Annotated in this window: 26 protein-coding genes, 1 tRNA gene and 1 pseudogene; 19 read left to right on the top strand and 9 right to left on the bottom strand. The window is 70.9% G+C overall.

Annotation, left to right across the window (positions count from 1 at the left end; all coding sequences use genetic code 11):
- Nucleotides 1–95 precede the first annotated feature (95 nt).
- Nucleotides 96–503: a hydroxyphenylacetyl-CoA thioesterase PaaI gene (gene paaI / locus G4G93_RS02970; protein WP_165081350.1), complete on the bottom strand. Its 408-nt coding sequence runs from the start codon at nt 501–503 to the stop codon at nt 96–98.
- A gap of 50 nt (nt 504–553) precedes the next feature.
- The gene (paaG, locus tag G4G93_RS02965) at nt 554–1,357 is read right to left on the bottom strand and encodes a 2-(1,2-epoxy-1,2-dihydrophenyl)acetyl-CoA isomerase PaaG (RefSeq protein ID WP_165080983.1); all 804 of its coding nucleotides are present in this window, start codon (nt 1,355–1,357) and stop codon (nt 554–556) included.
- 252 nt (nt 1,358–1,609) lie between these two features.
- Between paaG and G4G93_RS02960 the strand changes: the two genes are divergently transcribed.
- From G4G93_RS02960 to G4G93_RS02940, 5 genes are all read left to right on the top strand, one after another.
- Nucleotides 1,610–2,767 carry an ABC transporter substrate-binding protein gene (locus G4G93_RS02960; protein WP_165080981.1) on the top strand — a complete coding sequence of 386 codons (1,158 nt, stop codon included), beginning with the start codon at nt 1,610–1,612 and terminating at the stop codon, nt 2,765–2,767.
- Nucleotides 2,768–3,064: 297 nt separating this feature from the next.
- Complete coding sequence (locus G4G93_RS02955) at nt 3,065–4,102, top strand: branched-chain amino acid ABC transporter permease (RefSeq protein ID WP_165080979.1); 1,038 nt, start codon at nt 3,065–3,067, stop codon at nt 4,100–4,102.
- A gap of 1 nt (nt 4,103) precedes the next feature.
- Nucleotides 4,104–5,882 carry an ABC transporter permease subunit gene (locus G4G93_RS02950; protein WP_165080977.1) on the top strand — a complete coding sequence of 593 codons (1,779 nt, stop codon included), beginning with the start codon at nt 4,104–4,106 and terminating at the stop codon, nt 5,880–5,882.
- On the top strand, nt 5,879–6,661 hold the full coding sequence (locus G4G93_RS02945) for an ABC transporter ATP-binding protein (protein ID WP_165080975.1): 783 nt from the start codon (nt 5,879–5,881) through the stop codon (nt 6,659–6,661). Before G4G93_RS02950 ends, G4G93_RS02945 begins: the two co-directional genes overlap by 4 nt.
- Nucleotides 6,662–6,788: 127 nt before the next feature.
- Nucleotides 6,789–6,864, top strand: a tRNA-Ile gene (locus tag G4G93_RS02940).
- A gap of 237 nt (nt 6,865–7,101) precedes the next feature.
- Here G4G93_RS02940 and G4G93_RS02935 read toward each other — a convergent pair.
- Nucleotides 7,102–8,646 carry a hydantoinase/oxoprolinase N-terminal domain-containing protein gene (locus G4G93_RS02935; RefSeq protein ID WP_165080972.1) on the bottom strand — a complete coding sequence of 515 codons (1,545 nt, stop codon included), beginning with the start codon at nt 8,644–8,646 and terminating at the stop codon, nt 7,102–7,104.
- The gene (locus tag G4G93_RS02930; protein ID WP_165080970.1) at nt 8,643–9,722 is read right to left on the bottom strand and encodes a DUF917 domain-containing protein; all 1,080 of its coding nucleotides are present in this window, start codon (nt 9,720–9,722) and stop codon (nt 8,643–8,645) included. Before G4G93_RS02930 ends, G4G93_RS02935 begins: the two co-directional genes overlap by 4 nt.
- A 98-nt stretch (nt 9,723–9,820) precedes the next feature.
- Between G4G93_RS02930 and G4G93_RS02925 the strand changes: the two genes are divergently transcribed.
- The 3 genes and pseudogenes from G4G93_RS02925 (at nt 9,821) to G4G93_RS36695 (ending at nt 11,662) form a co-directional block, all read left to right on the top strand.
- The gene (locus G4G93_RS02925) at nt 9,821–10,747 is read left to right on the top strand and encodes an AroM family protein (RefSeq protein ID WP_165080968.1); all 927 of its coding nucleotides are present in this window, start codon (nt 9,821–9,823) and stop codon (nt 10,745–10,747) included.
- 101 nt (nt 10,748–10,848) lie between these two features.
- Nucleotides 10,849–11,494, top strand: a pseudogene (locus G4G93_RS02920) (transposase); the annotation flags it as partial.
- 30 nt (nt 11,495–11,524) lie between these two features.
- The gene (locus G4G93_RS36695) at nt 11,525–11,662 is read left to right on the top strand and encodes a hypothetical protein (protein ID WP_409513817.1); all 138 of its coding nucleotides are present in this window, start codon (nt 11,525–11,527) and stop codon (nt 11,660–11,662) included.
- 170 nt (nt 11,663–11,832) lie between these two features.
- On the opposite strand, the gene G4G93_RS02915 is transcribed toward G4G93_RS36695, so the two are convergent.
- Entirely contained in the window at nt 11,833–12,978 is a 1,146-nt protein-coding gene (locus G4G93_RS02915; protein WP_165080966.1) for an FAD-dependent oxidoreductase, read from the bottom strand.
- A 37-nt stretch (nt 12,979–13,015) separates the two neighbouring features.
- On the opposite strand from G4G93_RS02915, the gene G4G93_RS02910 reads away from it, so the two are divergent.
- The 8 genes from G4G93_RS02910 (at nt 13,016) to G4G93_RS02875 (ending at nt 20,836) form a co-directional block, all read left to right on the top strand.
- On the top strand, nt 13,016–13,465 hold the full coding sequence (locus tag G4G93_RS02910; protein ID WP_246736479.1) for a MarR family winged helix-turn-helix transcriptional regulator: 450 nt from the start codon (nt 13,016–13,018) through the stop codon (nt 13,463–13,465).
- A 287-nt stretch (nt 13,466–13,752) separates the two neighbouring features.
- Nucleotides 13,753–14,418 (top strand): AroM family protein, encoded by a 666-nt coding sequence (locus G4G93_RS02905; protein WP_165080964.1) that lies wholly within the window; start codon nt 13,753–13,755, stop codon nt 14,416–14,418.
- 17 nt (nt 14,419–14,435) lie between these two features.
- Nucleotides 14,436–16,019 (top strand): ABC transporter substrate-binding protein, encoded by a 1,584-nt coding sequence (locus G4G93_RS02900; protein ID WP_246736478.1) that lies wholly within the window; start codon nt 14,436–14,438, stop codon nt 16,017–16,019.
- 19 nt (nt 16,020–16,038) lie between these two features.
- Nucleotides 16,039–17,046 carry an ABC transporter permease gene (locus G4G93_RS02895; protein ID WP_165080962.1) on the top strand — a complete coding sequence of 336 codons (1,008 nt, stop codon included), beginning with the start codon at nt 16,039–16,041 and terminating at the stop codon, nt 17,044–17,046.
- Nucleotides 17,046–17,972, top strand: a complete 927-nt coding sequence (locus G4G93_RS02890; RefSeq protein ID WP_165080960.1) for an ABC transporter permease — start codon at nt 17,046–17,048, stop codon at nt 17,970–17,972. Before G4G93_RS02895 ends, G4G93_RS02890 begins: the two co-directional genes overlap by 1 nt.
- Nucleotides 17,973–18,002: 30 nt before the next feature.
- Nucleotides 18,003–18,989, top strand: coding sequence for an ABC transporter ATP-binding protein (locus tag G4G93_RS02885; protein WP_165080958.1), 987 nt, complete (start codon nt 18,003–18,005; stop codon nt 18,987–18,989).
- Nucleotides 18,973–19,782 carry an ATP-binding cassette domain-containing protein gene (locus G4G93_RS02880; protein ID WP_165080956.1) on the top strand — a complete coding sequence of 270 codons (810 nt, stop codon included), beginning with the start codon at nt 18,973–18,975 and terminating at the stop codon, nt 19,780–19,782. Before G4G93_RS02885 ends, G4G93_RS02880 begins: the two co-directional genes overlap by 17 nt.
- A 382-nt stretch (nt 19,783–20,164) precedes the next feature.
- Complete coding sequence (locus tag G4G93_RS02875; RefSeq protein ID WP_246736477.1) at nt 20,165–20,836, top strand: GntR family transcriptional regulator; 672 nt, start codon at nt 20,165–20,167, stop codon at nt 20,834–20,836.
- A gap of 18 nt (nt 20,837–20,854) precedes the next feature.
- On the opposite strand, the gene G4G93_RS02870 is transcribed toward G4G93_RS02875, so the two are convergent.
- The 4 genes from G4G93_RS02870 to G4G93_RS02855 are packed head-to-tail and all read right to left on the bottom strand — an operon-like array spanning nt 20,855 to nt 23,816.
- A complete protein-coding gene (locus tag G4G93_RS02870; protein WP_165080952.1) occupies nt 20,855–21,592 on the bottom strand; it encodes an amino acid ABC transporter ATP-binding protein in 738 nt (245 codons plus the stop codon).
- Nucleotides 21,564–22,259 carry an amino acid ABC transporter permease gene (locus G4G93_RS02865; RefSeq protein ID WP_165080950.1) on the bottom strand — a complete coding sequence of 232 codons (696 nt, stop codon included), beginning with the start codon at nt 22,257–22,259 and terminating at the stop codon, nt 21,564–21,566. Before G4G93_RS02865 ends, G4G93_RS02870 begins: the two co-directional genes overlap by 29 nt.
- Nucleotides 22,260–22,934 (bottom strand): amino acid ABC transporter permease, encoded by a 675-nt coding sequence (locus G4G93_RS02860; protein WP_165080948.1) that lies wholly within the window; start codon nt 22,932–22,934, stop codon nt 22,260–22,262.
- A gap of 57 nt (nt 22,935–22,991) precedes the next feature.
- Nucleotides 22,992–23,816, bottom strand: a complete 825-nt coding sequence (locus G4G93_RS02855) for a transporter substrate-binding domain-containing protein (protein WP_165080946.1) — start codon at nt 23,814–23,816, stop codon at nt 22,992–22,994.
- Between the two features lie 159 nt (nt 23,817–23,975).
- Here G4G93_RS02855 and G4G93_RS02850 point away from each other — a divergent pair, with 159 nt between their 5' ends.
- From G4G93_RS02850 to G4G93_RS02840, 3 genes are read left to right on the top strand one after another with little or no spacing between them, the layout of a single operon-like run.
- Nucleotides 23,976–24,260, top strand: coding sequence for a (2Fe-2S)-binding protein (locus G4G93_RS02850; protein ID WP_165080944.1), 285 nt, complete (start codon nt 23,976–23,978; stop codon nt 24,258–24,260).
- Nucleotides 24,257–25,690, top strand: coding sequence for a (2Fe-2S)-binding protein (locus tag G4G93_RS02845; protein WP_206289511.1), 1,434 nt, complete (start codon nt 24,257–24,259; stop codon nt 25,688–25,690). Before G4G93_RS02850 ends, G4G93_RS02845 begins: the two co-directional genes overlap by 4 nt.
- The gene (locus tag G4G93_RS02840) at nt 25,687–26,799 is read left to right on the top strand and encodes an FAD-binding oxidoreductase (protein WP_165080940.1); all 1,113 of its coding nucleotides are present in this window, start codon (nt 25,687–25,689) and stop codon (nt 26,797–26,799) included. Before G4G93_RS02845 ends, G4G93_RS02840 begins: the two co-directional genes overlap by 4 nt.
- Nucleotides 26,800–26,803: the final 4 nt, after the last annotated feature.

Genomic DNA, 26,803 nt, shown 5'->3' with positions numbered 1-26,803 from the left:
ATCATCGGCAGACCTGCAACCCTCGATGTCATCGCGGGGCTCGCCGGAAGCGAGGACCCGGGACGACGCGGAGGGAGGGAAACCTGTCGGGCGGATCAACCGTGAGCCGATCCCCCCTCCCCCGCCAGCACCGTCCCCGCCACGGTGCGCGAGTGGCCGCGGAACTCCGCCACCACCCGGCCCTCCGCATCGCTCACCGTCACGTCGTAGATGCCCGAGCGCCCCTCGCGCGCCCGCTCGACGGCGCGGGCCGTGAGCACCTCGCCGCGTTTCCCCGGCCGCAGGAACGTCACGGCGCAGTGTTGCGCCACCGCCCGCTGGTCGTAGGCGTTGCACGCGAAGGCGAAGGCGGAGTCGGCCAGCGCGAAGATGAAGCCGCCGTGGCAGGAGCCGTGGCCGTTCGTCATGTCGTCGCGCACCCGCATCGACAGCACCGCCTCGCCCGGGCCGATCCGGTCGAGGCGCATGCCGAGCCCCCGGCTCGCCCGGTCCTCCGCCCACATCGCGGCGGCGCAGGCGCGGGCGACCTCCTCCGGGCTCGTGTCGTTCGGGCTCACCGCTTGCGCCCGGTGAAGCGGGCCGGGCGCTTCTCCAGGAAGGCCGTCACGCCCTCGCGGTAATCCGGCGAGCGCCCGGCCTCGCCCTGAAGATCGCTCTCCACTTGAAGCTGCGCCTCGAGGTCGTTCGTCTCCGAGGCGTCGAGGGCGCGGCGGATGAGCGCCAGGCCGTAGGTCGGCGCCTGGGCGAGTTGCGCGGCCAGCCGATGGGCCTCGGTCATCAGATCCGCGTCGTCGATCACCCGCCAGATCATGCCCCAGGCTTCCGCCTGCTCGGCGGTGATCGGCTCGGCCAGCAGCGCCATGCCGCGGGCCCGGGCCCGGCCGGCGAGGCGCGGCAGCAGCCAGGTGCCGCCGGCATCCGGGATCAGGCCGAGCTTGGCGAAGGCCTGGATGAACTTCGCCGAGCGCGCGGCGAGCACGAGGTCGCCGTGGAAGGCGAGGCTGGCGCCCGCCCCCGCCGCCACGCCGTTGACGGCGCAGATCAGGGGCATCGGCAGGTCGCGGATCTGCTTGACCAGCGGGTTGTAGAATTCCTCGAGGGTGCGCGAGAGGTCCGGCTCGACATCCGGCGCGAAGTTGCGGGCGGAGAGATCCTGGCCGGCGCAGAAGCCGCGGCCGGCCCCGGTGAGGATCAGTGCCCGGCACTCCGGATCGGCCGCGGCGTCGCCGAGCGCGCCGCGCAGGGCGAGGTGCAGCGGCTCGTTGAAGGCGTTGAGCCGGTCCGGCCGGTTGAGCACCAGCACGCGGTAGCCCGGGTGGTGCTCCGTCAGCACCAGGGTCTCGCTCGTCTCGCTCATTCGGTGCGCCCTCCCCGTCCCGCCAATCCGCCCCGCCGTGTCGGGTCTCCCCGCCGGCGCGATCTATTGACCAACCGGACGGTAAATTATAAAGCTGTGCGGGCGAAGTCAAACGCGCAGGCCGTTAGCCGAACGCCAGGGTGGACGGACGCCGCGCGGGACTGCAAAGCAGCGATCGGCGGGCTCAACGAAGCCCGTGATGCCGGCGACCGGGTTCCAACCGGCGCGGCCCGCAATGGGGAGGACACCACCATGAAGCGCATCGTCTGGGCGCTCGCCCTCGCCGGCACCGTTCTGGCCAGTCCCGTGCTGGCGCAGCCGATCAAGATCGGCGTGACCATCGCCAAGACCGGCCCGGCCGCGTCGCTCGGCATCCCGCAGGCCAACACCGTGACGCTGCTGCCGACGGAGATCGGCGGCCAGAAGGTCGAGTGGATCGTCCTCGACGACGCGACCGACACGACCAAGGGCGTCGCCAACGCGCGCAAGCTGGCGAGTGACGACAAGGTCGACGCCATCGTCGGCTCGTCGGTGACCCCGGTCTCCCTCGCCATGGTCGAGGTCGCCGCCGAGGCCAAGGTGCCGATGATCAGCCTCGCGGCCTCGTCCAAGATCGTCGCCCCGATGGACGACAAGCGCCGCTGGGTGTTCAAGGCGCCGCAGAACGACGGCCTGATGGCCGAGGCGATCGCCACCCACATGGCCAAGGCCGGCGTGAAGTCGGTCGGCTTCATCGGCTTCAACGACGCCTACGGCGACGGCTGGCTCGCCGAGATCACCCCGCGGCTCGAGGCCAAGGGCATCAAGCTCGCCGCGACCGAGCGCTACGCCCGGACGGATACCAGCGTCACCGGCCAGGCGCTGAAGGTGATGGCGGCGAAGCCCGACGCGGTGCTGATCGCTGGCTCCGGCACCCCCGCGGCGCTGCCGCAGAAGACGCTCAAGGAGCGTGGCTACGCCGGCAAGTACTACCAGACCCACGGCGTCGCCAATGCGGACTTCCTGCGCGTCGGCGGCAAGGATCTCGAGGGCACGGTGCTGCCGGCGGGCCCGCTGCTGGTGGCCGAGCAGCTCCCCGAATCGAACCCGGTGCGCAAGGTCGCCCTCGACTACACCAAGGCCTACGAGGCGAAGTTCGGGGCGGGCTCGCTGGCGACCTTCGGCGGCCATGCCTACGATGCCGAGGTGCTGCTGGCGAACGCGATTCCCGTCGCGCTCAAGACCGCCAAGCCCGGAACCCCCGAGTTCCGCTCGGCCCTGCGCGACGCGCTCGAGGGCCTGAAGGACGTCGTCTACACCAACGGCGTCGTCAACATGACCCCGACCGACCATGTCGGCCAGGACGACCGCGCCCGCGTGATGGTGACGATCGAGAACGGCCGCTGGAAGCTCTTGTCGGCGACGAATTGAGGCGGGGCGGGGCCGCCTTCGACATCATCCTGCGTCGAAGACGGGATCGGCCGACATCTTGGTCCCGGCAGCCTTGCCACCCTCCGCGTCATCCCGAGTCCGCGCAGTGGAGCCCGGGACCCATGACCGCTGACGGTGCCGGATGAAGCGGAACACCATCCGCCTCGTCCCGCATCACCGGGGCGCCTGGATTCCGGGCTCCGCTGCGCGGCCCCGGAATGACACGGCGGGGTTCAGCGCGTCGATAAAGCCCAGACATCGATAACTCAGTCATAGAGACAGCCCGAGTTCTCCGCCGTGGACGCCACGATCCTCCTTCTCCTCCTCCAGGACGGCGTCGTGAACGGCGCGATCTATGCGCTGATCGCCCTGTCGCTGGTCCTGGTCTTCACCGTCACCCGGGTGATCCTGATCCCGCAGGGCGAGTTCGTCGCCTACGGGGCGCTGACGCTGGCGAGCCTGGAGGCCGGCACCCTGCCGGGCACCGTGCCGCTGCTGCTGGGCCTCGGGGGGCTCGCCTTCCTGGCCGATTGCGCCGAGGCGCGCCACACCCTCGACGGCCGGACGCTCCTGCGCCTCGCGCTCCGCGACCTCGCCCTGCCGGCCCTCGTGGCGGCGGCCGCTTGGTTCCTGGCGCCGGCGAAACCCGGCCTGCTGATCGAGATCCTGGTCACGCTCGCCATCGTGACGCCGATGGGCGGCTTCCTGCACGCGGTGGCGTTCCGGCCGCTCGCCCAGGCCTCGGTGCTGGTGCTCCTGATCGCCTCGGTCGGCGTGCACCTGGCGCTGACCGGCCTCGGCCTCGTCTTCTTCGGCGCGGAAGGCTCGCGCACCCCGCCCCTGTCGGAGGCCTCGTTCCCGGCCGGCCCCCTCCTGGTCAGCGGCCAGTCGCTGTGGATGATCGGCCTGACGCTGGCGATCATCCTCGGCTTGTGGCTGTTCTTCTCGCGCACCCTCCTCGGCAAGGCGCTGATCGCCACCGCGGTCAACCGGCTCGGCGCCCGGCTGATGGGCATCGCGCCCTCGCTCGCCGGCCGGCTCAGCTTTTCGGTCGCGGCCTTCATCGGGGCGCTGTCGGGCGTGCTGATCGCGCCGCTCACCACCGTCTACTACGACACCGGCTTCCTGATCGGCCTCAAGGGCTTCGTCGCGGCGATCATCGGGGGCTTGGCGAGCTACCCGGCGGCGGCGGCCGCCGCGATCCTGGTCGGCATCATCGAATCCGTCGCCTCGTTCGAGGCCAGCGCCTTCAAGGAAGTGATCGTGTTCATGGCGATCATCCCGGTCCTGCTCTGGCGCTCCCTGCGCTCGGCCCCGATCGAGGACGAGGAGTAAGATGCCCGCCCGTTTCACTCCCACCCGCCTGCTGGCCGGCCTGACCGCCCTCCTGATCGTCGCCCTCCCCGTCCTGCCCGGCGTGCCGCCGTTCTGGCTCACGCTCATGACCTATGCGGGGCTCTCGGCCATCGTGGTCACGGGGCTCGTGGTGCTCACCGGGGTCGCCGGCATCACCTCCTTCGGGCAGGCGATGTTCGTCGGCATCAGCGCCTACGCCACCGCCCTGCTGACCACGCAAGGCGGCCTGTCGCCCTGGCTGTCGCTGCCGGTCGCCCTGCTGCTGTCGGCCGCCGCCGCCTGGATCATCGGCGCGATCACCTTGCGCCTGTCGGGCCATTACCTGCCGCTCGGCACGATCGCCTGGAACATCTCGTTCTTCTACGTGCTCGGCAACACCGATGCGCTCGGCCGCTACGACGGCCTGACCGGCCTGCCGCCGATCACGATCCTCGGCTTTTCCGTCCTCGGCGGCGGCGAGGCGCTGCTGCTGACCTGGGGGTTCTTAGGCGTCTGCCTGTGGCTCACCCACCGCCTGCTGCGCTCGCGCACCGGCCGGGCGATCCGGGCGCTGAAAGGCGGGGTCGTGGCGGCGGAATCCTTCGGGGTCGATACCGCGCGGGTGAAGGTCGTCGCCTTCGTCTACGCGGCGATGCTGGCGGCGCTCTCGGGCTGGCTCTACGCCCATATCCAGCGCGCCATCAACCCGACGCCGTTCGGCATCAATGCCGGCATCGAGTACCTGCTGATGGCGGTGATCGGCGGGGCCGGCTCGATCGGCGGCGGCGTGTTCGGCGCCGTGCTGGTGACGGTGCTGAAGGACCAGCTCCAGAACGTGCTGCCGCTGGTCTTCGGGGCCCAGGGCAACTTCGAGGCGATCGTGTTCGGGATCCTGCTGGTGCTGATGCTCCAGCGCGCGCCGGACGGGCTGTGGCCGCTGATCGTCCGCCGCACGGTCTCCGCCCCGCCCGATCGCGGGCCGGCGACCGCGCCGCTGGCGCCGCGCCCGGCCGCCGCCCCCGGCACGGCCCTGCTCGAAGCCTCGCGCCTGCGAAAGACCTTCGGCGGCCTCGTCGCGGTCAACGACATCGGCTTCTCGGTGGCGGCCGGCGAGGTGGTGGCGCTGATCGGGCCGAACGGCGCCGGCAAGAGCACCACCTTCAACCTCGTCACCGGGGTCGCGCGGCTGACCTCCGGGGCGGTCCGCCTCGGCGACCGCGAGGTGACCGGCCTGCCGGCCCGGCGCATCGCCCGGCTCGGCTGCGCCCGCACCTTCCAGCACGTCAAGCTGGTGGCCGGCATGTCGGTGATCGAGAACGTGGCGCTCGGTGCCCATCTGCGCGGGTCGGCCGGGCCGTTCCGCGGCGCGCTCGGGCTCGATGCAGCGGAAGAGGCCGCCCTCTTCGCCGAGGCCGAAAGGCAGCTCGCTCGGGTCGGATTGTCGGCCTGCCGCGACCTGCCGGCGGGCAGCCTGGCGCTCGGCCAGCAGCGTATCGTGGAGATCGCCCGCGCCCTCTGCCTCGGCCCCCGGCTCCTCCTCCTCGACGAGCCGGCCGCAGGGCTTCGCCATCAGGAGAAGCAGGCGCTCGGCGACCTGCTGCGCCGGCTGCGCCAGGAAGGCCTCGGCATCCTGCTCGTCGAGCACGACATGGATTTCGTGATGGGGCTCGCCGACCGGCTGGTGGTGATGAATTTCGGCGCCAAGCTGTGCGAGGGAGCCCCCGCCGCGGTCCGCCGCGACCCGGCGGTGGTCGAGGCCTATCTGGGGAGCGCCGCATGACGCATCCGATGCTCGAAGCGGAGAACCTCGTCGTCGCCTACGGCAAGGTCGAGGCGGTGCGCGGCGTGTCCCTCACGGTCGGGCCCGGACGGCTCGTCACGGTGCTGGGCGCCAACGGCGCCGGCAAGACCACGCTCCTCAACGCCCTGATGGGGGTGCTGCCGGCCCGCGGCCGCATCCGCTTCGAGGGCACCGACCTGACGCGGCTGCCCGTCGAGGCCCGGGTGGCGCGAGGCCTGAGCCTGATCCCCGAGCGCCGCGAGCTGTTCTCGACCATGAGCGTCGAGGACAACCTGAAGCTCGGCGCCTTCCGGTTCCGGGGCAAGGCAGGGGGCATGGCAGGGGGTATGGCCAGTGGAGGGGGCGATCTCGGCGAGATGTACCGCCTCTTCCCCCGCCTCGCCGAGCGCCGGCGCCAGCAGGCCGGCACGCTCTCGGGCGGCGAGCGCCAGATGCTCGCCATGGCCCGTGCGCTCATGGGCCGCCCGCGCCTCCTGATGCTCGACGAGCCGAGCCTCGGCCTCGCGCCGCTCATCGTCGCCGAGGTGATGCGCACGGTGGCGCGCCTGCGCGACGAAGGCGTGGCGATCCTGCTCGTCGAGCAGAACGCCCGCGCGGCGCTCCGGATCGCCGATCACGGCTACGTCCTCGACGGCGGCACCGTGGTGCTGGAGGGCGACAGCCGCACCCTCCAGGGCGATGCGCGCGTGGTCGAGACCTATCTCGGCAGCCTCTCGGTCGACGACGCCCCGCCGAGCCGGGCCGCCTCCGGACGGTGAGGCTGCGCGGCGGAACCGGTGGTGCAGGGGCTTGCCGGACGCCCCGGGCCCAGGTACCTACGGGCAGGGTTTCCTGTCGCCGACGCTGCAGCCCGATGGCAGATAAGGCATTGAGAACGAAGCCCGAGGGCCTGTAGCTCAATGGTTAGAGCCGACCGCTCATAACGGTCTGGTTGCAGGTTCGAGTCCTGCCGGGCCCACCATCCTAAACCATTGAAAATACCACAAAGAGCCGTGGCGGCCCAAGCCTCGCGCTGTGCCTTGCTGGGCGCCGCGGGGAGTCATGCGGTCATTGGAACGATCGCGCGCGCCTTGAGCGGGCCGGTATCGCTGGTACGCGGGTCGATCTGCCCGCGCTCGAAGGCGACGCGGTCCCAGGTCACCCCGGGCGGCGGCGGTCAGGAGCGGCGGTGACGCCGCCGGTCGCGGTGCGTCCTCCCTCAGGCGACGGTCGCGCGCTCCCGCACGTCGCCGACGACGCGGGCGCGGACGCGGCGGGCCCCGCCGGGCAGATAGGCGATCGGGATGTCTTCGACCTCGATGACCTTGAGGCTGCCGGGCTCGGCCCCGGCCTCGACCGCCCGGCGCTCGGCGATCGCCTGCGCCTCGGCGAGCGCCGCGTCGCGGGAGAGGTCGGAGAAGATCTGATCGACCTCTCCCGAGATCTGCGCCATCGCGGCGCCGAGCGCGTTGGCGACGCCGGCATGGGCGACGCGCACGACCTCGCTGACGCCCTCAAGCCGGTCCGGAACCAGGAAAGCGCCGCCGCCCACCGCGACGAGTTCGGTCGCGCTGCCCGAACTCTTCATCCGGTCGACGCCCTCCTCGACCATCCCGGCGATGCGCGCCAGCATCGCGGCGACGAAGCCGGGATCGAGATTGCGCACGCGGTCGCGGTCGCCGATCTCGACGCGGCCTGCCGCCACGGCGATGTCGGTCGCCGTCAGCGTGTCGCCGCCGAAGACCAGCGCCTTCTCGGTGATACGGTAGCCGACGGAGCGCGGCCCGATCGCACCCGTGGCGGGATCGATGATCGTGCCGCCGCCGAGCGCCATCGGCAGCAGGTCGGGCATGCGGAACAGCGTGCGCACGCCGCCGATCGCCACGACGTTGTTGGCCTCGCGCGGGAAGCCGTTGACGAGCGAGCCGACGTCGCTCGTCGTCCCCCCGACATCCACCACCATCGCGCCGTCGCGTCCCGACAGGAAGGCGGCGCCGCGCATCGAGTTGGTCGGGCCGGAGGCGAAGGAGTGGACGGGGTTGGCCGCCGCGACCTCCGCCAGCACGACCGTGCCGTCGTTCTGGGTCAGGAAGAACGGCGCCGCGATGCCGGAGGCGGAGAGCGCTTCCTCGAAGGCGGCCACCGTCCGCAAGCCCAGGGATTGCAGCGCCGCGTTGAGCAGCGTGACGTTCTCGCGCTCCAGGAGCCCGATGCGGCCGAGCGTGTGCGACAGCGTGATCCGCGCGCCCGGGATCACGGCGCGGACGATCTCCGCCGCCTCCTCCTCGCAGATCGCCGTTAGCGGCGAGAACAGGGCGGTGATGCCGACCGAGGTGATGCCGGCGTCGCGGATGCGGGACGCCGCGTCCCGGATCGCCGCGCGGTCGAGGGGGACCAGCTCGCGCCCGTCATATTCGTGGCCGCCCGCCACCATGACCGACAAAGGATCGACGGCGGCGCGCAGGTCGTCCGGCCAGTCCACCGTCGGCGGCAGGGAGCGGGCGGCAGGCAACGCAATGCGGATCGCCCCGATGCGTTCGAGCCGGGCGCGCTCGACCACCGCGTTGGTGAAGTGCGTCGTGCCGATCATCACGGCGTCGATGCCCTGGAGCGGGGCCGCCGCCCCGAGATCGCGGATGACGGTGCGCACCCCCGACATCACGTCGGCGGTGGTGGGCGTCTTGACGGCGCCGAGGACCTGCGTGCCGTCGATCAGCACGGCATCCGTGTTGGTGCCGCCGACGTCGATGCCGATGCGCTTCATGATGCGAAGACCGAGGTGAAGTCGATGTCGTAGCCGAAGGCTCGCGGGCCGACATGGGCGAGCCCCTTTGGCGAGAGCAGGATCCCGGGCGCCGGCAGGGCCACCACCGTCACCCGCTGGCCGTAGCGCGCCGTCTCGGTGCCGATCGCCTCGCCCGAGACCGTATCGAGGACGCAGATCAGGTCCGGCGTCATCACGACCGGTGTCCCGTCCCGGAAACCGACCGCCCACTCGTTCTGGAAGGCGAGCTCCATGCGGCTGCCGGCATCGTCGCCGAGCCCGTCGATGCGGGCGCTGCCGCGCAGGAAGCCGCCGGTCGCGGTACGGTCGATGTCGCCGATCTTGCCGCGGAACAGCACCTTCCCGCCCTCGTGCGCGACCACGGCGGCGACCGGGTCGGCATGGGCGGCCCGCGCCTCGAGCACCGCCCGGCCGAGACCCGTGGCCTTGGTGACGGTGTCGAGGACGCCCCACTCCTTGACCTCGCGCCCGGTGCGCGGCGCCTTGCAGGTGGCGGCGGTCGAGCCGACCTCGGTGCAGGCCTTGCGGGAGATCCGCTCCATCCAGGTCCAGGAGGCGGCGCGGGCCACCACCACCTCGTTGTCGCGGCAATCGACGAGCGTCAGCGGGTACATGGTGAGGTCGCCGATGGCGAAGCTCGTCATCTGCGCCTCCGGATAAGCGCGCCCCATCGCGTCGGCATCGACCACCGGAATGTCGAGATGCGCCGCCGCCAGGAAGGGCGAGACGGCATTGCCGCCGCCGATCTCGACGCTCATCACGGCGCGGAAGCGGTAGCCCGTGACCTCCTCCATCAGCCGGACGGCGCGGGCGAGGTGCGCCGGGTCGACGAGCCGCTCCTGGCCGACCAGCGGCGCGCCCATCTTCGACACGACCGCCACATGGTCGTCGTCGTCGAGCGCCCGCGGGTCGATCAGCCGGCAGCGCTTGCCTTCGGTGTAGAGGGTCCTGAGGTTGAGCTCCGCCAAGTACGGGCTGCCGCCGCCGCCGGTGCCGAGGATCCAGGCACCGATGCCGAGGGGCTGGATCTCCTCGGGCTCGAATTCGCGGATCATGACCCCTCCTCACTGATGGGCAGCGAGGGTAAGGTCGGGCGCGGGCCTCGCCTATCCGGAGAGGCCCCTACCCGGGATCGGGCGGGAGCGGGTTCTTCGTGGCGGGTCGCCTCAAGCGCGTGGTGTTCATCGAGGCCGGCCAGAGCCCACGGGACGACATCGTCCCGGAGATCCTGCTCCAGCTGAACGGACCGATCGAGCCGGTCGAGCGGGGCGCCCTCGACGGGCTGTCGCCGGCCGAGATCGCCGCGCTCGTGCCCGGGATCGGCGAGGCGTCGCTCGTCACGCGCCTGCGCAGCGGCGAGGACGTCGTCGTCTCGAAGGCGGCGGTCGGCGAGCGCATGGCGGCGATCCTGGCCTCCCTGCGCCCGCGCGAGTTCGACCTCGTGGTGATCCTCTCGACCGGGCTCCTGCGCGACTTCGACAGCCCGACCCCGATGGTGAACGCCCAGCGCGCCATCGAATCCGGCATCCGGGCGCTCGCGGCGGAGGAGCAGCGCCTCGGCATCGTGCAGCCGATCGCCCGGCAGATCGAGGAGGTCCAGCTTCCCACGCTCGCCGATTATCCGGTCAGCATCACGCACGCGATGCCGGGCGACCGCGACGCGCTCGCCCGCGCCATCGTCGATCTCGGCGGCTGCGAGGTGATCGTGCTGAACTCGGTCGCCTTCGACGAGCGCGACCGCGCGATCGTCGCGCGGGCGACCGGCCGCCCGGTCGTGCTCGCCCGCCGCATCGTCGCCGGCGCGATCCGGCTCCTCCTCGACCAGGGCGGTGCCCCGGCGGGCGAGCCGCGCACCGGCCCCGCCGATTACGGCGAGCGCCTCGCCCGGCTGACGCCCCGGGAGCGGCAGGTTCTCTCCCTGATGGCCGAGGGCCTGACCTCGAAGGCGATCGGGCGCCAGCTCGCGATCAGCCCGAAGACCGTGGAGATCCACCGCTCCAAGGTGATGGGCAAGATGGAGGTCGGCTCGCTGGGGGCGCTGATCCGGCTGGTGATGGCGTCGGAGGCGCCGGGTGCTTAGGGCAGGGAATCAGATGGCCCGCTGTACGGAGGGCCGTTCGACCCAGGCTGTGTGAAAACGCCGTAATCTGCTAAGCTTGTCGCCGATCTGAGGAGGTCGGGATGGCCCGCTTCATCGCCGGTGAGGATCGACGCCAGAGCACGCTTGCTGCCTGACTGCCTCGATGATTACGTTGAGGCGGATAATCCGGCCCGCCTCGTCGAGGTCTTCGTCGACGAACTTGATCTTGCAAATCTCGGCTTTGCCAAAGCAGTGCCTGAGGCGACCGGCCGTCCAGCTTACGACCTCGCGACACTTCTCAAGATTTACCTCTACGGCTACCTCAACCGCGTCCTGTCGAGCCGCCGTCTGGAACGCGAGACCCAGCGCAGCATCGAGCTGATGTGGCTGACCGGGCGGCTGACGCCCGACTTCAAGACCCTGGCCGACTTCCGCAAGAACAATGGCCCTGCGATCCAGGCCACCTGCGTACAGTTCGTCATTCTCTGTCGTCGGCTGAACCTGTTCAGCAAGGCGGTCGTTGCGATCGACGGCAGCAAGTTCAAGGCGGTCAACAATCGCGACAAGAACTTCACCGTGGCAAAGGTCGAGACGCGTCTGGCTCAGGTCGAGGCGAGCGTCGCCCGCGACCTCGCGGCCCTGGACCGGCCCGACTGCCAGCCGAGTGACGTCGACGAGGCACGCACGGCGCGGCTCACTGAGAAGATCACAGATCTACGCGAGCAGATGAAAGACCTGCAAGCGATGCGTCATCCATTCGGCACGATGTAGGCCTGGATGGGGGCGACACACTTCCTGACCCAGACACTCGCGAAGGTCAGAAGCGAGATGAGCCTGCAGGTTTTGGCCTACAACATGAAGCGCATGATCCAGATCGTTGGGGTTGGAGCGCTGATCGCGGCAATCCAGGCTTAAGCCCGCTCCGCACGCGAGCGCGCTGCAAGGACGCACTCATCGACCCAGCTACCAAAACCGCGTTTTCACACAGCCTGCACCCGACCCAGCCGTTCCACCGCGTGTCGCTTCAGCTCGGAAGCAGTCATTCGCGACATTCGCAGTAGGCTCGCTCCCGACCGGTCTCGCATCTACCGGGGAGCGAGGTCCTGCGCGCGCTGCGCTCCACCCACGCCGAACATGTCGGAGAAGCCTTGCTGGCACTCCAATGAAACTCGACGTGCCCGCGCTAACATCGCGCTTTCGAACGCCGCCACGCCCGCCTCCCACTCGTCCGCCGCCACCAGCGCTTCGCCCAGCTCGGCTGCGTCCAGCATGGCGAGGTTTACACCCGTGCCTAGCGGCGGCATGACGTGGGCCGCGTCGCCGATTACGGTCAGGCCCGCCCGCGCTGCCCAATCCAACGACGGCGGCAAGGCCATGATCGGGCGCACTGCCGCGAGCCGGTCCGCCTCAGCTATCAGCGCTCGCAGCGGGACTGCCCAGCCCTCGAACCGCGCCAGCACCTCCGCCCTGTCGATCGTCGCTGGAATGCCGGTCCGTTCGTCCGCACTCAGCTCCCGATGAAAGGCGGCATACGCGCGGATCGTGCCGCCGCCGTTACGCTGGGCGATTACGCCCTTCCCATCTCCCAGAGCGAACATCGTGCCGTGGCCGACCAGCCGGGCGAGCGCGGGGTGCCGTTGGTCGACCTCCGACAGCCAGAACTCGACGAAGGTCACGCCCGTGTAGATTGGCATGACGGGGGTGAGCGCACGGCGCACGCGCGACCACGCGCCGTCTGCGCCGACGACGAGATCGAAGGGACCCGCGAGACCGTCATCCAGTCGGAGGCCGTGCCCTCCCGCGGGGTGATCGACGACCTCGCGCACACGAGCACCCCAGCGCACGGTGCCGGGGGCTATGGCGTCGAGCAGCAGACGGCGCAGGACGAGCCGGTCGATCTCGGGGCGCTGGCCCGTGCCCGGCTCCGGGATCTCCTCGCGCAGGACGGCCGCCGTCGCAGGGTCAAGCAGGCGCTCCTCCTGATCGTCGTGGCGGGCGACCGCCATGAAGGCGTCGAGCAGCCCGGCCTTGGCCAATGCGACTTGTCCCTCGTTCGGATGCAGGTCGAGCGTCCCTCCCTGATCGCGCGCATCCGCGGCGGTGTCAGCGTCGAACACTGCGGACGTCCAGCCGTGGCGTTCGAGTAACGCGGCCAGGGTTAGTCCGCCCGGACCGCCGCCGACGATGGCGATGCGGGGGCGTTGCGTGAATGTTGGAACCGGCGTATTCATATAGGTACCTATATAAAAACATAGGAGCCTATGCAAGATGGATTCGGAGGAAGCCCTATGGCGGCCCGAGCTGATGGCGACGCTGGCGATCGCACGGTTGGGGCGTCTCCTGGCGAAGCTGCACGACGTGGGGCTACAGAGGGTGGGCATCACCGCATCTCAGCTTCCCGTGCTCGCGGCCCTAAAGAACGGCGAGCGCCGCACGCAACTGGAGCTGGCTCGGCTCGCGGGGGTCGAACAGCCGAGCATGGCGCAGCTACTCGCGCGGATGGAGCGCGACGGCCTGATCCGTCGCGAACCAGCGCCCGACGATCGGCGCAGCACACTTGTGTCGTTGACCGACACGGCGTTGCAACGCCTCGAACCGGGGCGCGATGTGCTGCGCGCCGCGGAGGATACGGCCTGCGCGGGTCTTCAGGCTGACGAGCGCGCCGTGCTCATGGACCTCATCGGGCGGATGGCGAGCAGCGTCGAGACAGCATTGTAAGGACGGCTCTCGATCTCGACAGGCCTGCGCCGCGGTCTCGTCCGTCTGGGCCAGAGCCGGTTTCCGTCCCCAATTCTCCAAAAGCGGCTGGACCGTTTTCTACCCTCAGCAGCCCTTCGTGCGGCTCAGCTGATCGGACTTGGGACATCGGCCGGCCCCGATTGCGCACCCCGCAGGCAGAAGCCCACGCTTTCACCACCCCCACCCTAAGGGCCCTCCCCTATAGCGGCCCGGTCCGGCCCGGGACTAGCTTTCTGCGGATCGACGGGGCTCGGGTGGGGGATCGGATGGGACGGACGAGCCGGCTCGCCTTCGTGACGATCGGGCAATCGCCGCGGATCGACATGGTGCCGGAGATGCTGGCCGAGATCGGCGGGGCGGTCGAGGCGCGGGAATACGGCGTGCTCGACGACGCCACCGAGGACGAGATCGCCGCCCTGCACCCGGCCGATGGGGAGGCCTCCTTCGCGAGCCGCCTGCGCGACGGGCGCGAGGCGGTGCTGTCGAAGGCCCGCATCGAGGAGCGCCTGTCCGGCCTGCTGCGGAGGATCGACCGCCACGGCCATGACGCGATCGTGCTCCTGTGCACCGGAACGCAGGTCGAGCCGCTGGAGAGCACGCTCCTCGTCGAGGCCCAGCGCATCGTCGATGCGACCGTCGAGGCGCTCGCCGCGTCCTGTCCCCGGCTCGGCGTGATGGTGCCGCTCGCCCGCCAGGTCGAGGAATTCCCGGCACGGCACGTCTTCGCCGGCACGCCCAAGGTCGTGGCGGCCTCGCCTTATGCGGGCGACGCCATGGCGGAGCGCGCCGCCGCGCTCGCCGGGTGCGACCTGATCGTCATGCATTGCATGGGCTACACCGAGGCGATGCGCCGCGAGATCCGCGACACCGTCGATGTGCCCGTCCTCCTGTCGCGCCGGATCGTCGCCGGCGCCGTCCGCCAGCTTCTCTGACACGAAGGATTCGCCCCATGCGCAAACTGGGCCTCGGATTGCTCGCGGCGGCCTGCCTGGCGGGTGCCGCCCTTCCGGCGAGCGCCTTCGAGCGCGTCGGCGACCGCAAGGTCATCGTGTTCGGCGGGCGTCAGCAGGTGCCGGTGCTCGATCCGCACGTGCGCTACGACTGGTCGACCCGCATGCTTCAGCAGGCGGTCTACGACGCCCTCGTCAAGTACGAGGGCAATCCGGCCGAGGTGAAGCCGTGGCTCGCCGAGAGCTGGGAGACCAGCCCCGACGGCACGGTCTGGACCTTCCACCTCACCGGCACGGCGAAGTTCCACAGCGGCAATCCGGTCGATGCCGAAGCCGTGCGCTACTCCTTCGTGCGGGGCCTCAAGCTCAACAAGGGCGTCGCCTGGATGCTGAAGGACTTCCTCGCGCCCGAGGGCATCGAGGCGGTCGACGCGAGGACGGTGCGGTTCACGCTGAAGAAGCCCTACGCGGCGTTCCTGTCGTTCCTGCCCTGGTGGTACGTCGTCGATCCCAAGCAGGTCGAGGCGCACGCCGTCGACGGCGACGACGGTCAGAAGTGGCTGACCGACCACGAGGCCGGCTCCGGCCCGTTCACGATCAAGCGCTGGGAGCCCAACGTGCTCCACGAGCTCGCGGCATTGCCCGACTACTGGAAGGGCTGGCCGCAGGGCGAGGCGCACCGCCCCGCCGGCGTGATCTACCGGATCGTCCGCGAGCCGGCCGCCCAGAAGGCCTCGCTGCTGCGGGGCGAATCCGACATCGTCGAGGGCCTGACCCCCGACGACTACGTCCAGGTCGCGCGCCAGAAGGGCGTGGCGATCGAGGACCATGCCGGCATGACGACCTTCGGCATCAAGATGAACAACAAGGTCGGGCCGACCGCCGACCCGAACCTGCGCAAGGCGATCGCCTACGCGCTCGACTACGACGGTCTGGTCCAGATCTACAACGGCGCCGCCAGGCTGCAGACGAGCGTGTTTCCGGCCGGCATGAAGGGCCATATCGACGTGCCCGGCATGCCGCGGCGCGACCTTACCAAGGCCAAGGACTATCTGGCGAAGTCGGCCTACCCGAATGGCGGGATCACGCTCGAGTACTACCACATCGCCGGGCTGGAGGAGGCACGCCGGATCGGCCTCCTCCTCCTCGACAACCTCGCCGCCCTCAACATCAAGGTCGACATGCGGCCCGAGCAATGGCCGAACATGGTGGCCAAGGGCTCGAAGCCGGAGACCTCGCCCAACCTGACCTCGGTCTTCGTGACGCCGATCTCGACCGATCCCGATGCCGTCGCCTATCAGTACCATCCGAATTCCTGGGGCCAGTACTTCGCGATGTCGTTCTACGACAATCCCGAGGTCGCCCGGATGATCGACGAGGCGCGCTCCACGCCCGACTGGGACACGCGCGCCCCGCTCTACGCCGAGATCCAGAAGCGGATCGTCGCCGACCAGCCGGAGGTGTTCGGCATGGTGCAGAACCGCCGCTGGGCCCGCCGCGACGTGCTGAAAGGCTTCAGCTTCAGCCCGGTCCGGTTCACCGGCGAGGTCGACCTCTACCCGCTCTGGATCGACGCGAAATAGCTCCGATGGGGAACGGCCCTTGCTGCGCTTCGTCCTGAAGAAGCTCCTGACCGTCGCCGGCACGATGCTCGGCCTCGCGGTGCTGACGTTCCTCATCACCAACGTGGCGCCGGGCGATCCCGCCCGGCTCGTCGCCGGCCCAGAGGCGACCGCCGACATGGTCGAGACCGTCCGCCGGGAATACGGCCTCGACAAGCCGCTGCCGGTGCAGCTCGCGATCTATCTCGGCGACCTCGCCCGGGGCGACCTCGGCACCTCGATCGTCACGACGAGGCCGGTCCTGTCCGAGATCGGGCGCTACTTCCCGGCCACGCTCGAACTGGTGCTCGTCGCGATGACGATCGGCGTCGGGCTCGGGCTGCCGCTCGGCATCCTGTCGGCCCTGAAGCGCGACGGCGCGATCGACCACCTCACCCGCATCCTGTCGATCTCCGGGGTCGCCCTGCCGGCCTTCTGGTTCGGCATCCTGCTCCAGCTCACCTTCGCCGTGCACCTCGAATGGCTGCCGGTCTCCGGCCGCCTGCCGCTCTCGGAGGCGCCGCCCGGGACGATCACCGGCCTCTACCTCGTCGATTCGCTGCTGCGCGGGCAGTTCGAGACCTTCCGCGAGGCGCTCGGCCACATCCTCCTTCCGGCGATCGTGCTCTCCTTTCCGTGCCTCGCCTCGATCCTCCGGGTGAACCGCGCCGAGATGATCGAGGCCCTGCAATCCGACCACGTCGTGGCGGCGCGCGCCCACGGCATCGCCCCGTTGCGCATCGTCGCGGTCTACGCGTTGCGCAACGCGCTCCTGCCGACCATCGCGATGATCGGCTTGCGCTTCGGCTGGATGCTGGGCTCGACCGTGCTCGTCGAGACGGTGTTCGACTGGCCCGGCATCGGCCTCTACGCGGTCTCCTCGGCGCTGGCCTCGGACTTCAAGCCGGTCGTCGGGGTGACGCTGGCGATCGGGCTCTGCTTCATGACCGTCAACATCCTGGTCGACCTCGCCTATGCGTGGATCGACCCGCGCCTGAGGGCCGCGTGATGGCTCTCCCGGACGCCTCCCCGGCCCTGGCCGACGCGCCGCCCACCTTCCGGATGCGCCACGCGACCACGATCCGCCAGTGGCGGCTCTACGCCCACCTCTTCTCCCGCTCGTTCTCCTCGATGCTGGGCCTCGCCCTCGTCGCCCTGTTCCTGGTGCTCGCCGCCTTCGGCCCCTGGCTCGCCCCCTATCCGGGCGACACGGCCGGCGCCGTGAAGCTGTCGCAGCGGCTCCTGGCGCCGTCCTTCGCCCACCCCTTCGGCACCGACGAGATGGGCGCCGACCTCCTGTCCCGGGTCATCGTCGGCACCCGCATCTCGCTCTGGATCGGCCTCATCATCACGGTGGTGGGGGCCGGCATCGGTGTGCCGCTCGGGATCGTCGCCGGCTACACGAAGAGCCGTCTGCTGCGCGGCGCCATCATGCGCCTCACCGACCTTTTTCTCGCCGTGCCGGGCCTCGCCCTGGCGCTGGCGATCGTGGCGGCTCTGGGCCCCGGCATCGCCAACTGCATCGCGGCGCTCGCCCTCGTGTGGTGGCCGGGCTACGTCCGCCTCGTCGAGGCCAAGACCCTGTCGGTCAAGGAGGAATTGTTCGTCGAGGCGAGCCGGGCCGCGGGCGCCCGCACGCCCTGGATCCTGTGGCACCACATCCTGCCGAACTGCCTGTCGCCGATCATCGTCAAGCTGTCGATGGATATGGGCCTCGCCGTGCTCTCGGCCGCGAGCCTCGGCTTCATCGGGCTCGGCGCCAAGCCGCCGGATCCGGAATGGGGCGCGATGATCTCGGTCGCCCGCTCCTACATGCCCGACTGGTGGTGGTACTCGGCGTTTCCGGGTCTCGCCATCTTCCTGACCGTGCTCGGATTCAACCTGCTCGGCGACGGCCTGCGCGACATCCTCGATCCCAGGAGTTCCGGCCGATGAGGTGGGCAGGACGATGAGGTGCTTCTGGCGATGAACGCACTGCTCGCGATCGAGGATTACCACCTGGCGATTCCGACCTTCGACGGACCGGCGCAGGTGCTGAACGGCATCGACCTCGCGCTCGACGCGGGTGAGACGCTGGGCATCGTCGGCGAATCCGGCTGCGGCAAGACCGTGCTCGCCCGTACGATCCTCGGCATCGGCCCGGGCCGGGCGGCGTGCACGGGCGGGCGCATCCTGTTCGAGGGGCGCGACGTGGCGGCGTTCAGCGAGCGCGACTGGCGGGGCATCCGGGGCGTGAAGATCTCGATGATCTTCCAGGATCCGATGACCTACCTGAACCCGCTCTTTACGATCGGGCGGCAGCTCGGCGACGCGATCGCCGCCCATGCGCGGGCGCAAGGCGCCCCGAGGCCCGGCCGGGCCGAGCGCCGGACCCGGGCGGCCGAGCTGCTGGCGCAGGTGGCCTTGCGCGAGCCGCAGCGTGCGCTCGATTCCTACCCGCACCAGCTCTCCGGCGGCATGCGCCAGCGCGTGCTGATCGCGCTCGCCCTCTCCGGCAAGCCGCGCCTCCTGATCGCCGACGAGCCGACGACGGCCCTCGACGTGACGGTGCAGGCCCAGGTGCTGCGGCTCCTGCGCGACCTCGTCGATCGCCTGCGGCTGACGGTGGTGATGATCAGCCACGACGTCGGGGCGATCGCGGCGCTGACCGAGCGCATCGCCGTCATGTATGCGGGCAACGTCGTCGAGGAGGGGCCGACGACCCGGGTGCTGGCGCGTCCGCTCCACCCTTACACCCGCGGGCTGCTCGCCGCCCTGCCGGCGATCGACGGCGAGATCCGGCGCCTCGCGGGCGTGCCGGGCACGATCCCGAGCCTGATCGACCCGCCGACCGGCTGCCGCTTCCACCCGCGCTGCTCCCGTGCCACGGCGATCTGCGCCGCCGAGCGGCCCGCGATGCGTCGCGCCGATCCCGCCCACAGCGTCGCGTGCCACCATGCCGACCTCTCCTGACGTGACGCCGCTCCATCCATCGCCGCTCCTGCACGCCATCGGCCTCGTCAAGGTCTTCCACGCGAGCGGCGGGCGCGAGGTGCGGGCCGTCGACGGCGTCGGGTTCTCCATCGGGACCGGCGAGGTCCTGGGGATCGTCGGCGAATCGGGCTCCGGCAAGTCGACGATCGCCCGCATGGTCCTGCGCCTGATCGAGCCGAGCGCCGGCAGGATCATGTTCGCGGGCCAGGACATCACGGCGCTCGGCGACGAGGCGATGCGGCGCCTGCGCGGCGACATGCAGATCGTGTTCCAGAACCCGCATTCCGCCCTCAACGGGCGGCGCACCATCGGCGAGGCGATCGCCGAGCCGCTGCGCGTGCAGACCATCGCCCGGGGCGCGGCGCTCCACGCGCGGGTCGACCGGCTGCTCGACCTCGTCAGCCTGCCGCGCGCCTTCAGGCACCGCTACCCGCACGAACTCTCGGGCGGGCAGAAGCAGCGGGTCTGCATCGCCCGCGCGCTCGCGCTGGAGCCCCGCTTCCTCGTCCTCGACGAGCCGACCTCGGCGCTCGACGTCTCGGTCCAGGCCCAGATCCTGGATGTCCTCGGCGAGTTGCGCCGCGAGCTCTCGCTCACCTACCTGTTCATCTCCCACAACCTCGCCGTGGTGCGCACCCTCTGCGACCGGGTGCTGGTGATGAGCCAGGGGCGCGTGGTCGAGGAGGGCCCGGTCGCGGCCGTCTTCGCGAACCCGTCGCAAGCCTATACGCGTACCCTTCTGGACAGCGTGCCGCGGCTGCCGCGGATTTAGAGCACCATCCGATCGCGCCGCCGCCGGATGGCGCTCGGGGTTTTCCGTTTCGACGGCAACGCCTACGACGAGACGGCATCCGCCTCGCGAGACGGCGTTCCGGCGTCTCCCACGAAACTCCCGGCCGGCGCCGCGGCCTGCCGTGGCAGCGACGACCCGGACGCGCTGCCGGCGCTCGGCTTCCACGTCCCGGTCCGCGTCAGGAGGGTCCCGAACCCGACGGCGGAGAACGCCGACACCGTGCTCCCGGCCTCCGGCGCGTCGCCGGCCCACCGCGCGGCGACCGGGGGATCACCTCACGTCCCACACCATTGCAAATGCGTTCAATCTGCATACAATCCGGACCGGCGATCACCGGATGGATCAGGCGGGCGAAGCGGTCTTGGGCATCGAACCCGGCGTCACCGATGCGGGCGAGGCGGCGGCGCCTTCCAACCTCGTCAACCTCGTCTACACCTCCGTCACCGCGATGATCCGCCGGCGCCAGCTGCGCGGCGGCCACAGCATCGTCGAGGCGAAGCTGGCGGCCCAGCTCGGCGTCTCCCGCACGCCGCTGCGCGAGGGCCTGCAACGGCTCGAGGGCGAAGGGCTCGTCGTGAAGGGCGGCGGACGCTCGTTCGTCGTGCGGCACGTGGATCTCGGGGAGTATCTCCAGAGCCTCAAGGTCCGCGAGATCCTCGAGCCCGAGGCCGCCGAGGCGGCCTGCGGCCACATCCCGGAGGCCGAGATCGCTGCCGTGCGCCGGGAGATCGCCGGGCTCCAGGCGGGCTCGACCATGCTCCATACCGACGCGCATTGGCAGTCGGACGACGCCCTGCACGAACTCTTCGCCCGCAACAGCGGCAACGACGTGCTGGCGCAGATGATCCGGCGCCTGCGCGTGACCACTCGCCTGTTCGAGATTGCCCGTCTCCAGGACCGCGTCGCCCCGGACCTGCGCGAGCATGCCCAGATCCTCGACGCCCTGGAGAGCCATGACGGGAAAGCCGCGCGCAAGGCCGTGCAGGCCCATATCCGCAGCCTGCAGCGCTTCGCCCTCGCCACCGTGCGCTGAGGACCGGCGAACCGATCCTCAGTGGCGCAGGATCTTCGAGACGAAGCTCTGCGTGCGCGCCTCCTGGGGGGCGTCGAAGATGAGCGCGGGCGCGCCCTCCTCGACCTTGCGACCGTCGGCCATGAACACGACGCGGGAGGACACCTCGCGGATGAACCCCATCTCGTGGGACACGATCATCATGGTCATGCCCTCGCGGGCGAGCAGCCGGATCGTGTCGAGCACCTCCGAGACCAGCTCGGGATCGAGCGCGGCCGTCACCTCGTCGAGGAGCAGGATCTCCGGCCGCAGCGCCAGGGCGCGCGCGATGGCGACGCGCTGCTGCTGCCCGCCCGAGAGCTGGTCGGGATAGGCCGAGAGCTTGTCGGCGAGTCCGACCTTGGCCAGGAGCCGGCGCGCCTCGTCCTCGACCTCGCGCCGGGGTCGGCCGCGGATCTTGACCGGGGTGATGCAGACGTTCTGCATCACGGTCATGTTCTGGAACAGGTTGTATTGCTGGAACACCACGGCGACGCGCTCGCGCAAGCCACGCACGTCCGCCGCCCTGCCGTAGTCGATCCGGCGACCGTCGAGGAGGATCTCGCCCCGGGTCGGGGGCAGGAGGCCGAGGATCGTGCGCAGGATCGTGCTCTTGCCCGAGCCGGAAGGCCCGATCAGCCCGATCGTCGCGCCGCGCTCCACCTGCAGGTCGAGGCCGGACAGGACCTGGGTCGCGCCGTAATGGGCATCAAGGCCGCGGATGACGAGGTCCGGCAAGGCGGGTCTCCAGTCTGGCCCCGAGACGGGCGAGCGGGTACGACAAGGCGAAGTAGAGCAGAAGGGCGCAGCCGAAGCTGAGGGTCGCCGAGAACCCCTTGTTGTTCAGGACCCGCGCTGCGTAGGTCAGCTCGATCACGCCGATCTGCGAGGCGAGCGCCGTATCCTTGATGAACATCACGAAGAAGCCGAAGGCAGGGGGCAGGATCAGCGGCCAGGCCTGGGGTAGAACGACGAAACGGATCGTCTGGAGGAGCGTGAAGTTCATCGTCGCGGCAGCCTCCCACTGGTTGGCATGGACGGCGGCGAGCCCGGCGCGCACGATCTCGGCGAGATAGGCGCCGGCGATCAGCGTCACGGTGATCCCGGCCACCACCGCGAGGGGCAGGTCGGCGCCCGAGGCCTGGACCAGGTAGAAGGTCAGCATCAGGGTGACCAGGAACGGCACCCGGCGGAACAGCTCGGTGTAGAGCCGGGCGCCGAGCCGCAGCGGCATGAGCCAGGCCGCCCGCGTGCGACCGGCGACGGCGACCGCCACCCCGATCAGGCTGCCGAGGACGACGCCGACCGCCGAGAGCGCGAGGGTCGTCGCGGCGGCCCGGGCCAGGAACGCGGCATTGTAGACGGTGGCGAAACGCGGCCACTCGGCGAGGATCGTCTCGATCATCTACAGCGGCCTCACCCGGACCCGGAAGGCGAGCCTCGCGAACAGCCCGATCGCCAGCGAGGCGACGAGCGTCAGCGCGACGTAGAAGCCGGCGACGATCAGGAACACCTCCACCGAGCGGAACGTCTGCGAGGACAGGGTCAGGGCCTCGCCCGTCAGCTCCTCGACGCCGAACACCGCGGCCATCGAGGTGCCCAGCGTCATGATGATGAAGTGCGACGACAGGGGCGGCAGCAGCACCCGCATCGCGTGGGGCAGGACGACGTAGCGGATCTGCTGGAGGCGCGAGAAGCCGAGGACCGCGGCGGCCTCAAGCTCGGAGCGCCGCGCGCTCTCGAAGCCGGCGCGCTGGATCTCGGTGAGATAGGCGCCGGCGTTCAGCGTCATGCCGATCAGCACGGCCGTGAACGAGGACAGGACGAGACCGGCATCCGGCAGCGCGAAGTACAGGAAGTAGATCTGCACCAGCTGCGGGGTGTTGGTGAAGGCCGTGACGTAGAGCTTCACCGTCCCGCTCGCGAAAGCCCCGCCATAGGTGCGGATCGCCGCCCCGGCCGTGCCGAGCAGGAGGCCGCCGCAGAAGGCGAGGAGCGCGAGCTGAAGCGAGACCAAGGCGGCGTCGAAGAACCGGGGCAGGAACGGCCAGACCTGCCCGAACTGGAAGGTGTAACCCATCGGTCGTCTTTCTCGGGCCGCCCGGATCGCGGAGGCGCCCGCAGCGAAAACCCGGGATCAGAAGTACGGGGAAGCCTGGACCGGCGCGATCATGTCCATGCCGAACCACTTCTTCCACAAGTCCGCGGTCCGGCCGCGCCGGTGCATGTCGAAGATCGCCACGTTCAGCCAGTCCTTGAGGCCGGTCGCGTTCCGGGCGACGCCCATGCTGCAGTAATAGGTGTCGATCGGGGTCGGCAGGATCTTCCACTTGGTGTTCGGGTAGTTGCGCATGTGCTCGCCCATGAAATCGATGACGTCGATCATCGCGGTGCCGCGCTTCTGCGACAGAGCGCGGACGGCATCGGGATAGTTGTCGAGCAGCGTCACCTTGGCCTGGGGCAGGTTGTCGGCGATGAACTTGACCGGCGTGGAACCGCGGACCTCGACGAAGGTGACGCCGGGTACGTTCAAGCTCTTCCAGTCCTGGTAGGGCTGGTCCTCGGTGGTGAGGACGCCGAGCACCTCGGTGTGGACCGGGACCGTGAACTCGATGACCTTGGCGCGCTCGGGCGTCCGGGTCATCGCCCCCATCACGACGTCGATCTTGCCCGAGGTCACGAAGGGGATGCGGTCGGGCGAGCCGACCTGGACCACTTCGAGCTTCACGCCGAGCGTCTTGGCGATCTCGGTGGCGAAATCGACGTCGAACCCGACGATCGTGTTGGTCTCGTCGAACTTGGCCAAGGGCGGCAGCGTCGGGTTGACGCCGACGCGCAACGTCCCGGACGCGATGACCTCGTCGAGCGTCCGCGCGGCGGCCGGCGCCAGGGGGGTCGCGGCGAGAGCGAGAGCCGCGAGGCCGGCGGCGAGGGTGGTCCTGATCGTCCCGAATCCGAGCATGGGCTGTCTCCTGATCGCGAGGGCCGTCCGGGGGTGGTGGAGGGACCGACCGGTCGATGACGGTTGCGCTTTCGGTCTGCAAAATGTATACATTCGCGGGTGCTGTAAAGCGCAGTTTGTAGGTCGCCGGTGCCTCCTTCGCAGGCAGCGCGGGGTCGGATGACGATGCGGATCACGGTCGATGGCGTGGAATGGCGGGTCGAGCCGGGAGAGATCCTCTCCGCCGCGCTGCTGGCGCGCGGCCGCCGGGCCCTGCGCGTGAGCCCGCGGCGCGGCGCACCGCGCGGGGCCTTCTGCATGATGGGCATCTGCCAGGAATGCGCGGTCACGGTGGACGGGCGCATCCGCCGCGCCTGCGTCACGATGGTCCGCGACGGCATGGTCGTCACCCTGCAAGGGGCGGGCCCGGCGGCGGCGCCCCGACCGGGAGCGGCCCGGTCGTGAGCGGGCCGATTCGGCACGCGGTCGATCTCGCCGTCCTCGGCGCGGGCCCGGCGGGCGGCGCGGCGGCCCTCGCGGCGAGCCGGGCCGGCCTCAGCGTCGCCCTGATCGACGAGAACCCGGATGCCGGCGGGCAGGTCTGGCGCAAGCCGGTCCGGCCCGCCGCGCGCGCCGCAACGGCGGAACCCGGCGATGCCCTGCGGGCGGATTTGGCCGCCAGCGGCATCACCCTCCTCTACGGCCGCACCGTTTGGTCGGTCGGAGCCTCGCTCGACCTCGACATGATCGACGCGGAGAGCGGGCGCTGGGAGCGCGTCTCGGCCGGGCGCCTCGTGGCGGCCGGCGGCGCGCACGAGCGCGTCGTGCCCTTCCCCGGATGGACGCTGCCGGGCGTGGTGGGGCTGGCGGGCGCGACGATCCTGCTGAAGTCGCACGGCATCGCCCCGGGCCGCCGCGTCCTCGTCGCCGGCTGCGGGCCCCTCCTCTTCGCCGTCGCGGCGGGCCTGGCGGGAGCCGGCGTCGAGGTGGTGGGCGTGGCCGACCTCGCCGCCCGCAGCGACTGGCTGCGGGCGCTGCCGGACCTTCTCACCCGGCCCGGCCTGCTCGGCCAGGGCGCATGCTGGATGACCTCCCTGAAGGCGGCCGGCATCCCGATCTTCTTCCGCCAAGCCCTGCGCCGGGCCGAGGGCGCGACGGAGATCGCGCGCGCGGTGATCGGCCCCGTCGACGCGCACGGCGCGCCGGCGCCCGGGCCCGAGCGCACCTTCGCGGTCGATGCGCTCTGCGTCGGCCACGGGCTCGTTCCGGGCTCGGACGTGACGCGCCTCCTGCGGGCGCCGCACCGGTTCGACCCTCTGCGCGGCGGCCTGGTTCCGGTCACCGACGAGGCGGGGCGCACGGGGATCTCCGGCCTCTACGCCGTCGGCGACGGCGCAGGCCTGCGCGGCGCCGCGATGGCCGCGCTCGGCGGAGAACTCGCCGGGCTTGCCGCCGCCGCCGATGCCGGACGCCTCGCGCCCGACGCCTTCGCCCGCGAGGCGGAGCGGCTTCGCCGGGCGATGGCGCGCGAGCGTCCGTTCTCCGACCGGATGGCCGGGATGATGCGGCTGCGGCCGGCGCAGGTGCAAGCCATCGCCCCCGAGACGGTCGTCTGCCGCTGCGAGGACGTCACCCGCGCCGAGATCGACGCGGCCTGCGCGGCCGGCGCGCGCGACGTCAACCAGATGAAGCAGTTCACCCGCTGCGGCATGGGCCCGTGCCAGGGGCGCCTCTGCGGCGACGTCGCCGCCGAACTGCTGGCGGCGCGCGTCGGCACGCGCGAGGCGGTCGGCGCCTTCACGGCCCGCCCGCCCCTGCGCCCGATCGGCTTCGACGAGCTGATGGGCGACTTCGACTACGCCGACATCCCGATCCCGGAGCCCGCCCCCCTATGACCGTGCACGATCTGGCAGTGGTCGGCGGCGGCGTCCACGGCGCCACGGCGGCGCTCTTCGCCGCCCGCGGCGGGATGGATGTCGCGCTCTTCGAGCGCGGGGCGCTGTGTCGCGAGGCGTCCGGCGTCAATGCCGGCACGTTGACGATGCAGATGACCCGGACGGCGCTGATGCCCTACGCGCTGCGCGCCCACGCGATGTGGGCCTCGGCGCGCGACTGGCTCGGCCATGACGTCGGCGTCGTGGTCTGCGACGGCCTGTCCCTCGCCTTCACCCCGGCGGAGGAGGAACTGCTCGCCTACCGGGCGGGCAAGCGGCGCGAGGCCGGCGCGCCGATCACCCTCGTGTCGGGGGCGCAGGCCCGCCGGATCGAGCCCGGCCTGTCGGAGGCCGTACGCAGCGCCGGCCATTGCCGGGTCGACGGCTACGCCAACGCCTACCTCACGGGCCTCGCGTATCGCCGCGCGCTGATCGAGGCGGGGGTGGCGTTGCGGGAGAACACGCCGGTCGGCGGCGTCACGCCGACGGGAGCGGGATTCGAGCTGGAGACCGCCTCCGGCACGGTGCGGGCGCGGCGGATCCTCCTGGCCGGCGGGGTCTGGATCGAGCCGATGCTGGCCTGGCTCGGCGTGCACCTGCCGATCAAGACGCTGGTCAACCAGCTCGTGGTCAGCGAGCGGGTGGCCCCGATCATGCGCACGGTGGTGGGCATCGCCAACGGCCTGCTCTCGCTCAAGCAGTATCCCCACGGCACCGTCGTCATCGGGGGCGGCTGGCAGGGGGTGGGCGACCGCGAGCGCGGCGGCGTCGAGCTCCTGCCCGACCGCGTCGTCGGCAACGTGCGCCTCGCCTGCCACGCGATTCCCGCCCTGCGCGCCGCCCGGATGGCCCGGGCCTGGGCCGGGCTCGAGGCCGAGACCGCCGACGCCCTGCCGGTCGCCGGGCCAGTTCCGGGGATCGAGGGCGCCTTCGTCTGCGGCTCGGTCCATTCCGGCTACACGAGCGGCCCCTACATCGCGCGGCTCCTCGCCGAGCGCCTCCTCGGCCGCGAGCCGGACCTCCCGCTCTTTCCCATCGATCGCCTGCTGGCCCGCCCCGAGGCGGCGTGAAGGA

The sequence above is a fragment of the Methylobacterium sp. DB0501 genome (genome assembly GCF_011043735.1).
GTDB classification, from domain to species: Bacteria; Pseudomonadota; Alphaproteobacteria; order Rhizobiales; family Beijerinckiaceae; genus Methylobacterium; species Methylobacterium alsaeris.
Note: the sequence above shows the minus strand (reverse complement) of the source record. Positions and strands in the feature narration are given on the sequence as shown.

Excerpts from the sequence above, each read along its gene's own strand:
- paaI (WP_165081350.1), bottom strand. The coding sequence starts at position 503 with ATGTGGGCGGAGGACCGGGCGAGCCGGGGGCTCGGCATGCGCCTCGAC.
- paaG (WP_165080983.1), bottom strand. The coding sequence starts at position 1,357 with ATGAGCGAGACGAGCGAGACCCTGGTGCTGACGGAGCACCACCCGGGC.
- G4G93_RS02960 (WP_165080981.1), top strand. The coding sequence starts at position 1,610 with ATGAAGCGCATCGTCTGGGCGCTCGCCCTCGCCGGCACCGTTCTGGCC.
- G4G93_RS02950 (WP_165080977.1), top strand. The coding sequence starts at position 4,104 with ATGCCCGCCCGTTTCACTCCCACCCGCCTGCTGGCCGGCCTGACCGCC.
- G4G93_RS02945 (WP_165080975.1), top strand. The coding sequence starts at position 5,879 with ATGACGCATCCGATGCTCGAAGCGGAGAACCTCGTCGTCGCCTACGGC.
- G4G93_RS02935 (WP_165080972.1), bottom strand. The coding sequence starts at position 8,646 with ATGAAGCGCATCGGCATCGACGTCGGCGGCACCAACACGGATGCCGTG.
- G4G93_RS02930 (WP_165080970.1), bottom strand. The coding sequence starts at position 9,722 with ATGATCCGCGAATTCGAGCCCGAGGAGATCCAGCCCCTCGGCATCGGT.
- G4G93_RS36695 (WP_409513817.1), top strand. The coding sequence starts at position 11,525 with ATGGGGGCGACACACTTCCTGACCCAGACACTCGCGAAGGTCAGAAGC.
- G4G93_RS02915 (WP_165080966.1), bottom strand. The coding sequence starts at position 12,978 with ATGAATACGCCGGTTCCAACATTCACGCAACGCCCCCGCATCGCCATC.
- G4G93_RS02910 (WP_246736479.1), top strand. The coding sequence starts at position 13,016 with ATGGATTCGGAGGAAGCCCTATGGCGGCCCGAGCTGATGGCGACGCTG.
- G4G93_RS02905 (WP_165080964.1), top strand. The coding sequence starts at position 13,753 with ATGGGACGGACGAGCCGGCTCGCCTTCGTGACGATCGGGCAATCGCCG.
- G4G93_RS02900 (WP_246736478.1), top strand. The coding sequence starts at position 14,436 with ATGCGCAAACTGGGCCTCGGATTGCTCGCGGCGGCCTGCCTGGCGGGT.
- G4G93_RS02890 (WP_165080960.1), top strand. The coding sequence starts at position 17,046 with ATGGCTCTCCCGGACGCCTCCCCGGCCCTGGCCGACGCGCCGCCCACC.
- G4G93_RS02885 (WP_165080958.1), top strand. The coding sequence starts at position 18,003 with ATGAACGCACTGCTCGCGATCGAGGATTACCACCTGGCGATTCCGACC.
- G4G93_RS02880 (WP_165080956.1), top strand. The coding sequence starts at position 18,973 with ATGCCGACCTCTCCTGACGTGACGCCGCTCCATCCATCGCCGCTCCTG.
- G4G93_RS02865 (WP_165080950.1), bottom strand. The coding sequence starts at position 22,259 with ATGATCGAGACGATCCTCGCCGAGTGGCCGCGTTTCGCCACCGTCTAC.
- G4G93_RS02860 (WP_165080948.1), bottom strand. The coding sequence starts at position 22,934 with ATGGGTTACACCTTCCAGTTCGGGCAGGTCTGGCCGTTCCTGCCCCGG.
- G4G93_RS02855 (WP_165080946.1), bottom strand. The coding sequence starts at position 23,816 with ATGCTCGGATTCGGGACGATCAGGACCACCCTCGCCGCCGGCCTCGCG.
- G4G93_RS02850 (WP_165080944.1), top strand. The coding sequence starts at position 23,976 with ATGACGATGCGGATCACGGTCGATGGCGTGGAATGGCGGGTCGAGCCG.
- G4G93_RS02840 (WP_165080940.1), top strand. The coding sequence starts at position 25,687 with ATGACCGTGCACGATCTGGCAGTGGTCGGCGGCGGCGTCCACGGCGCC.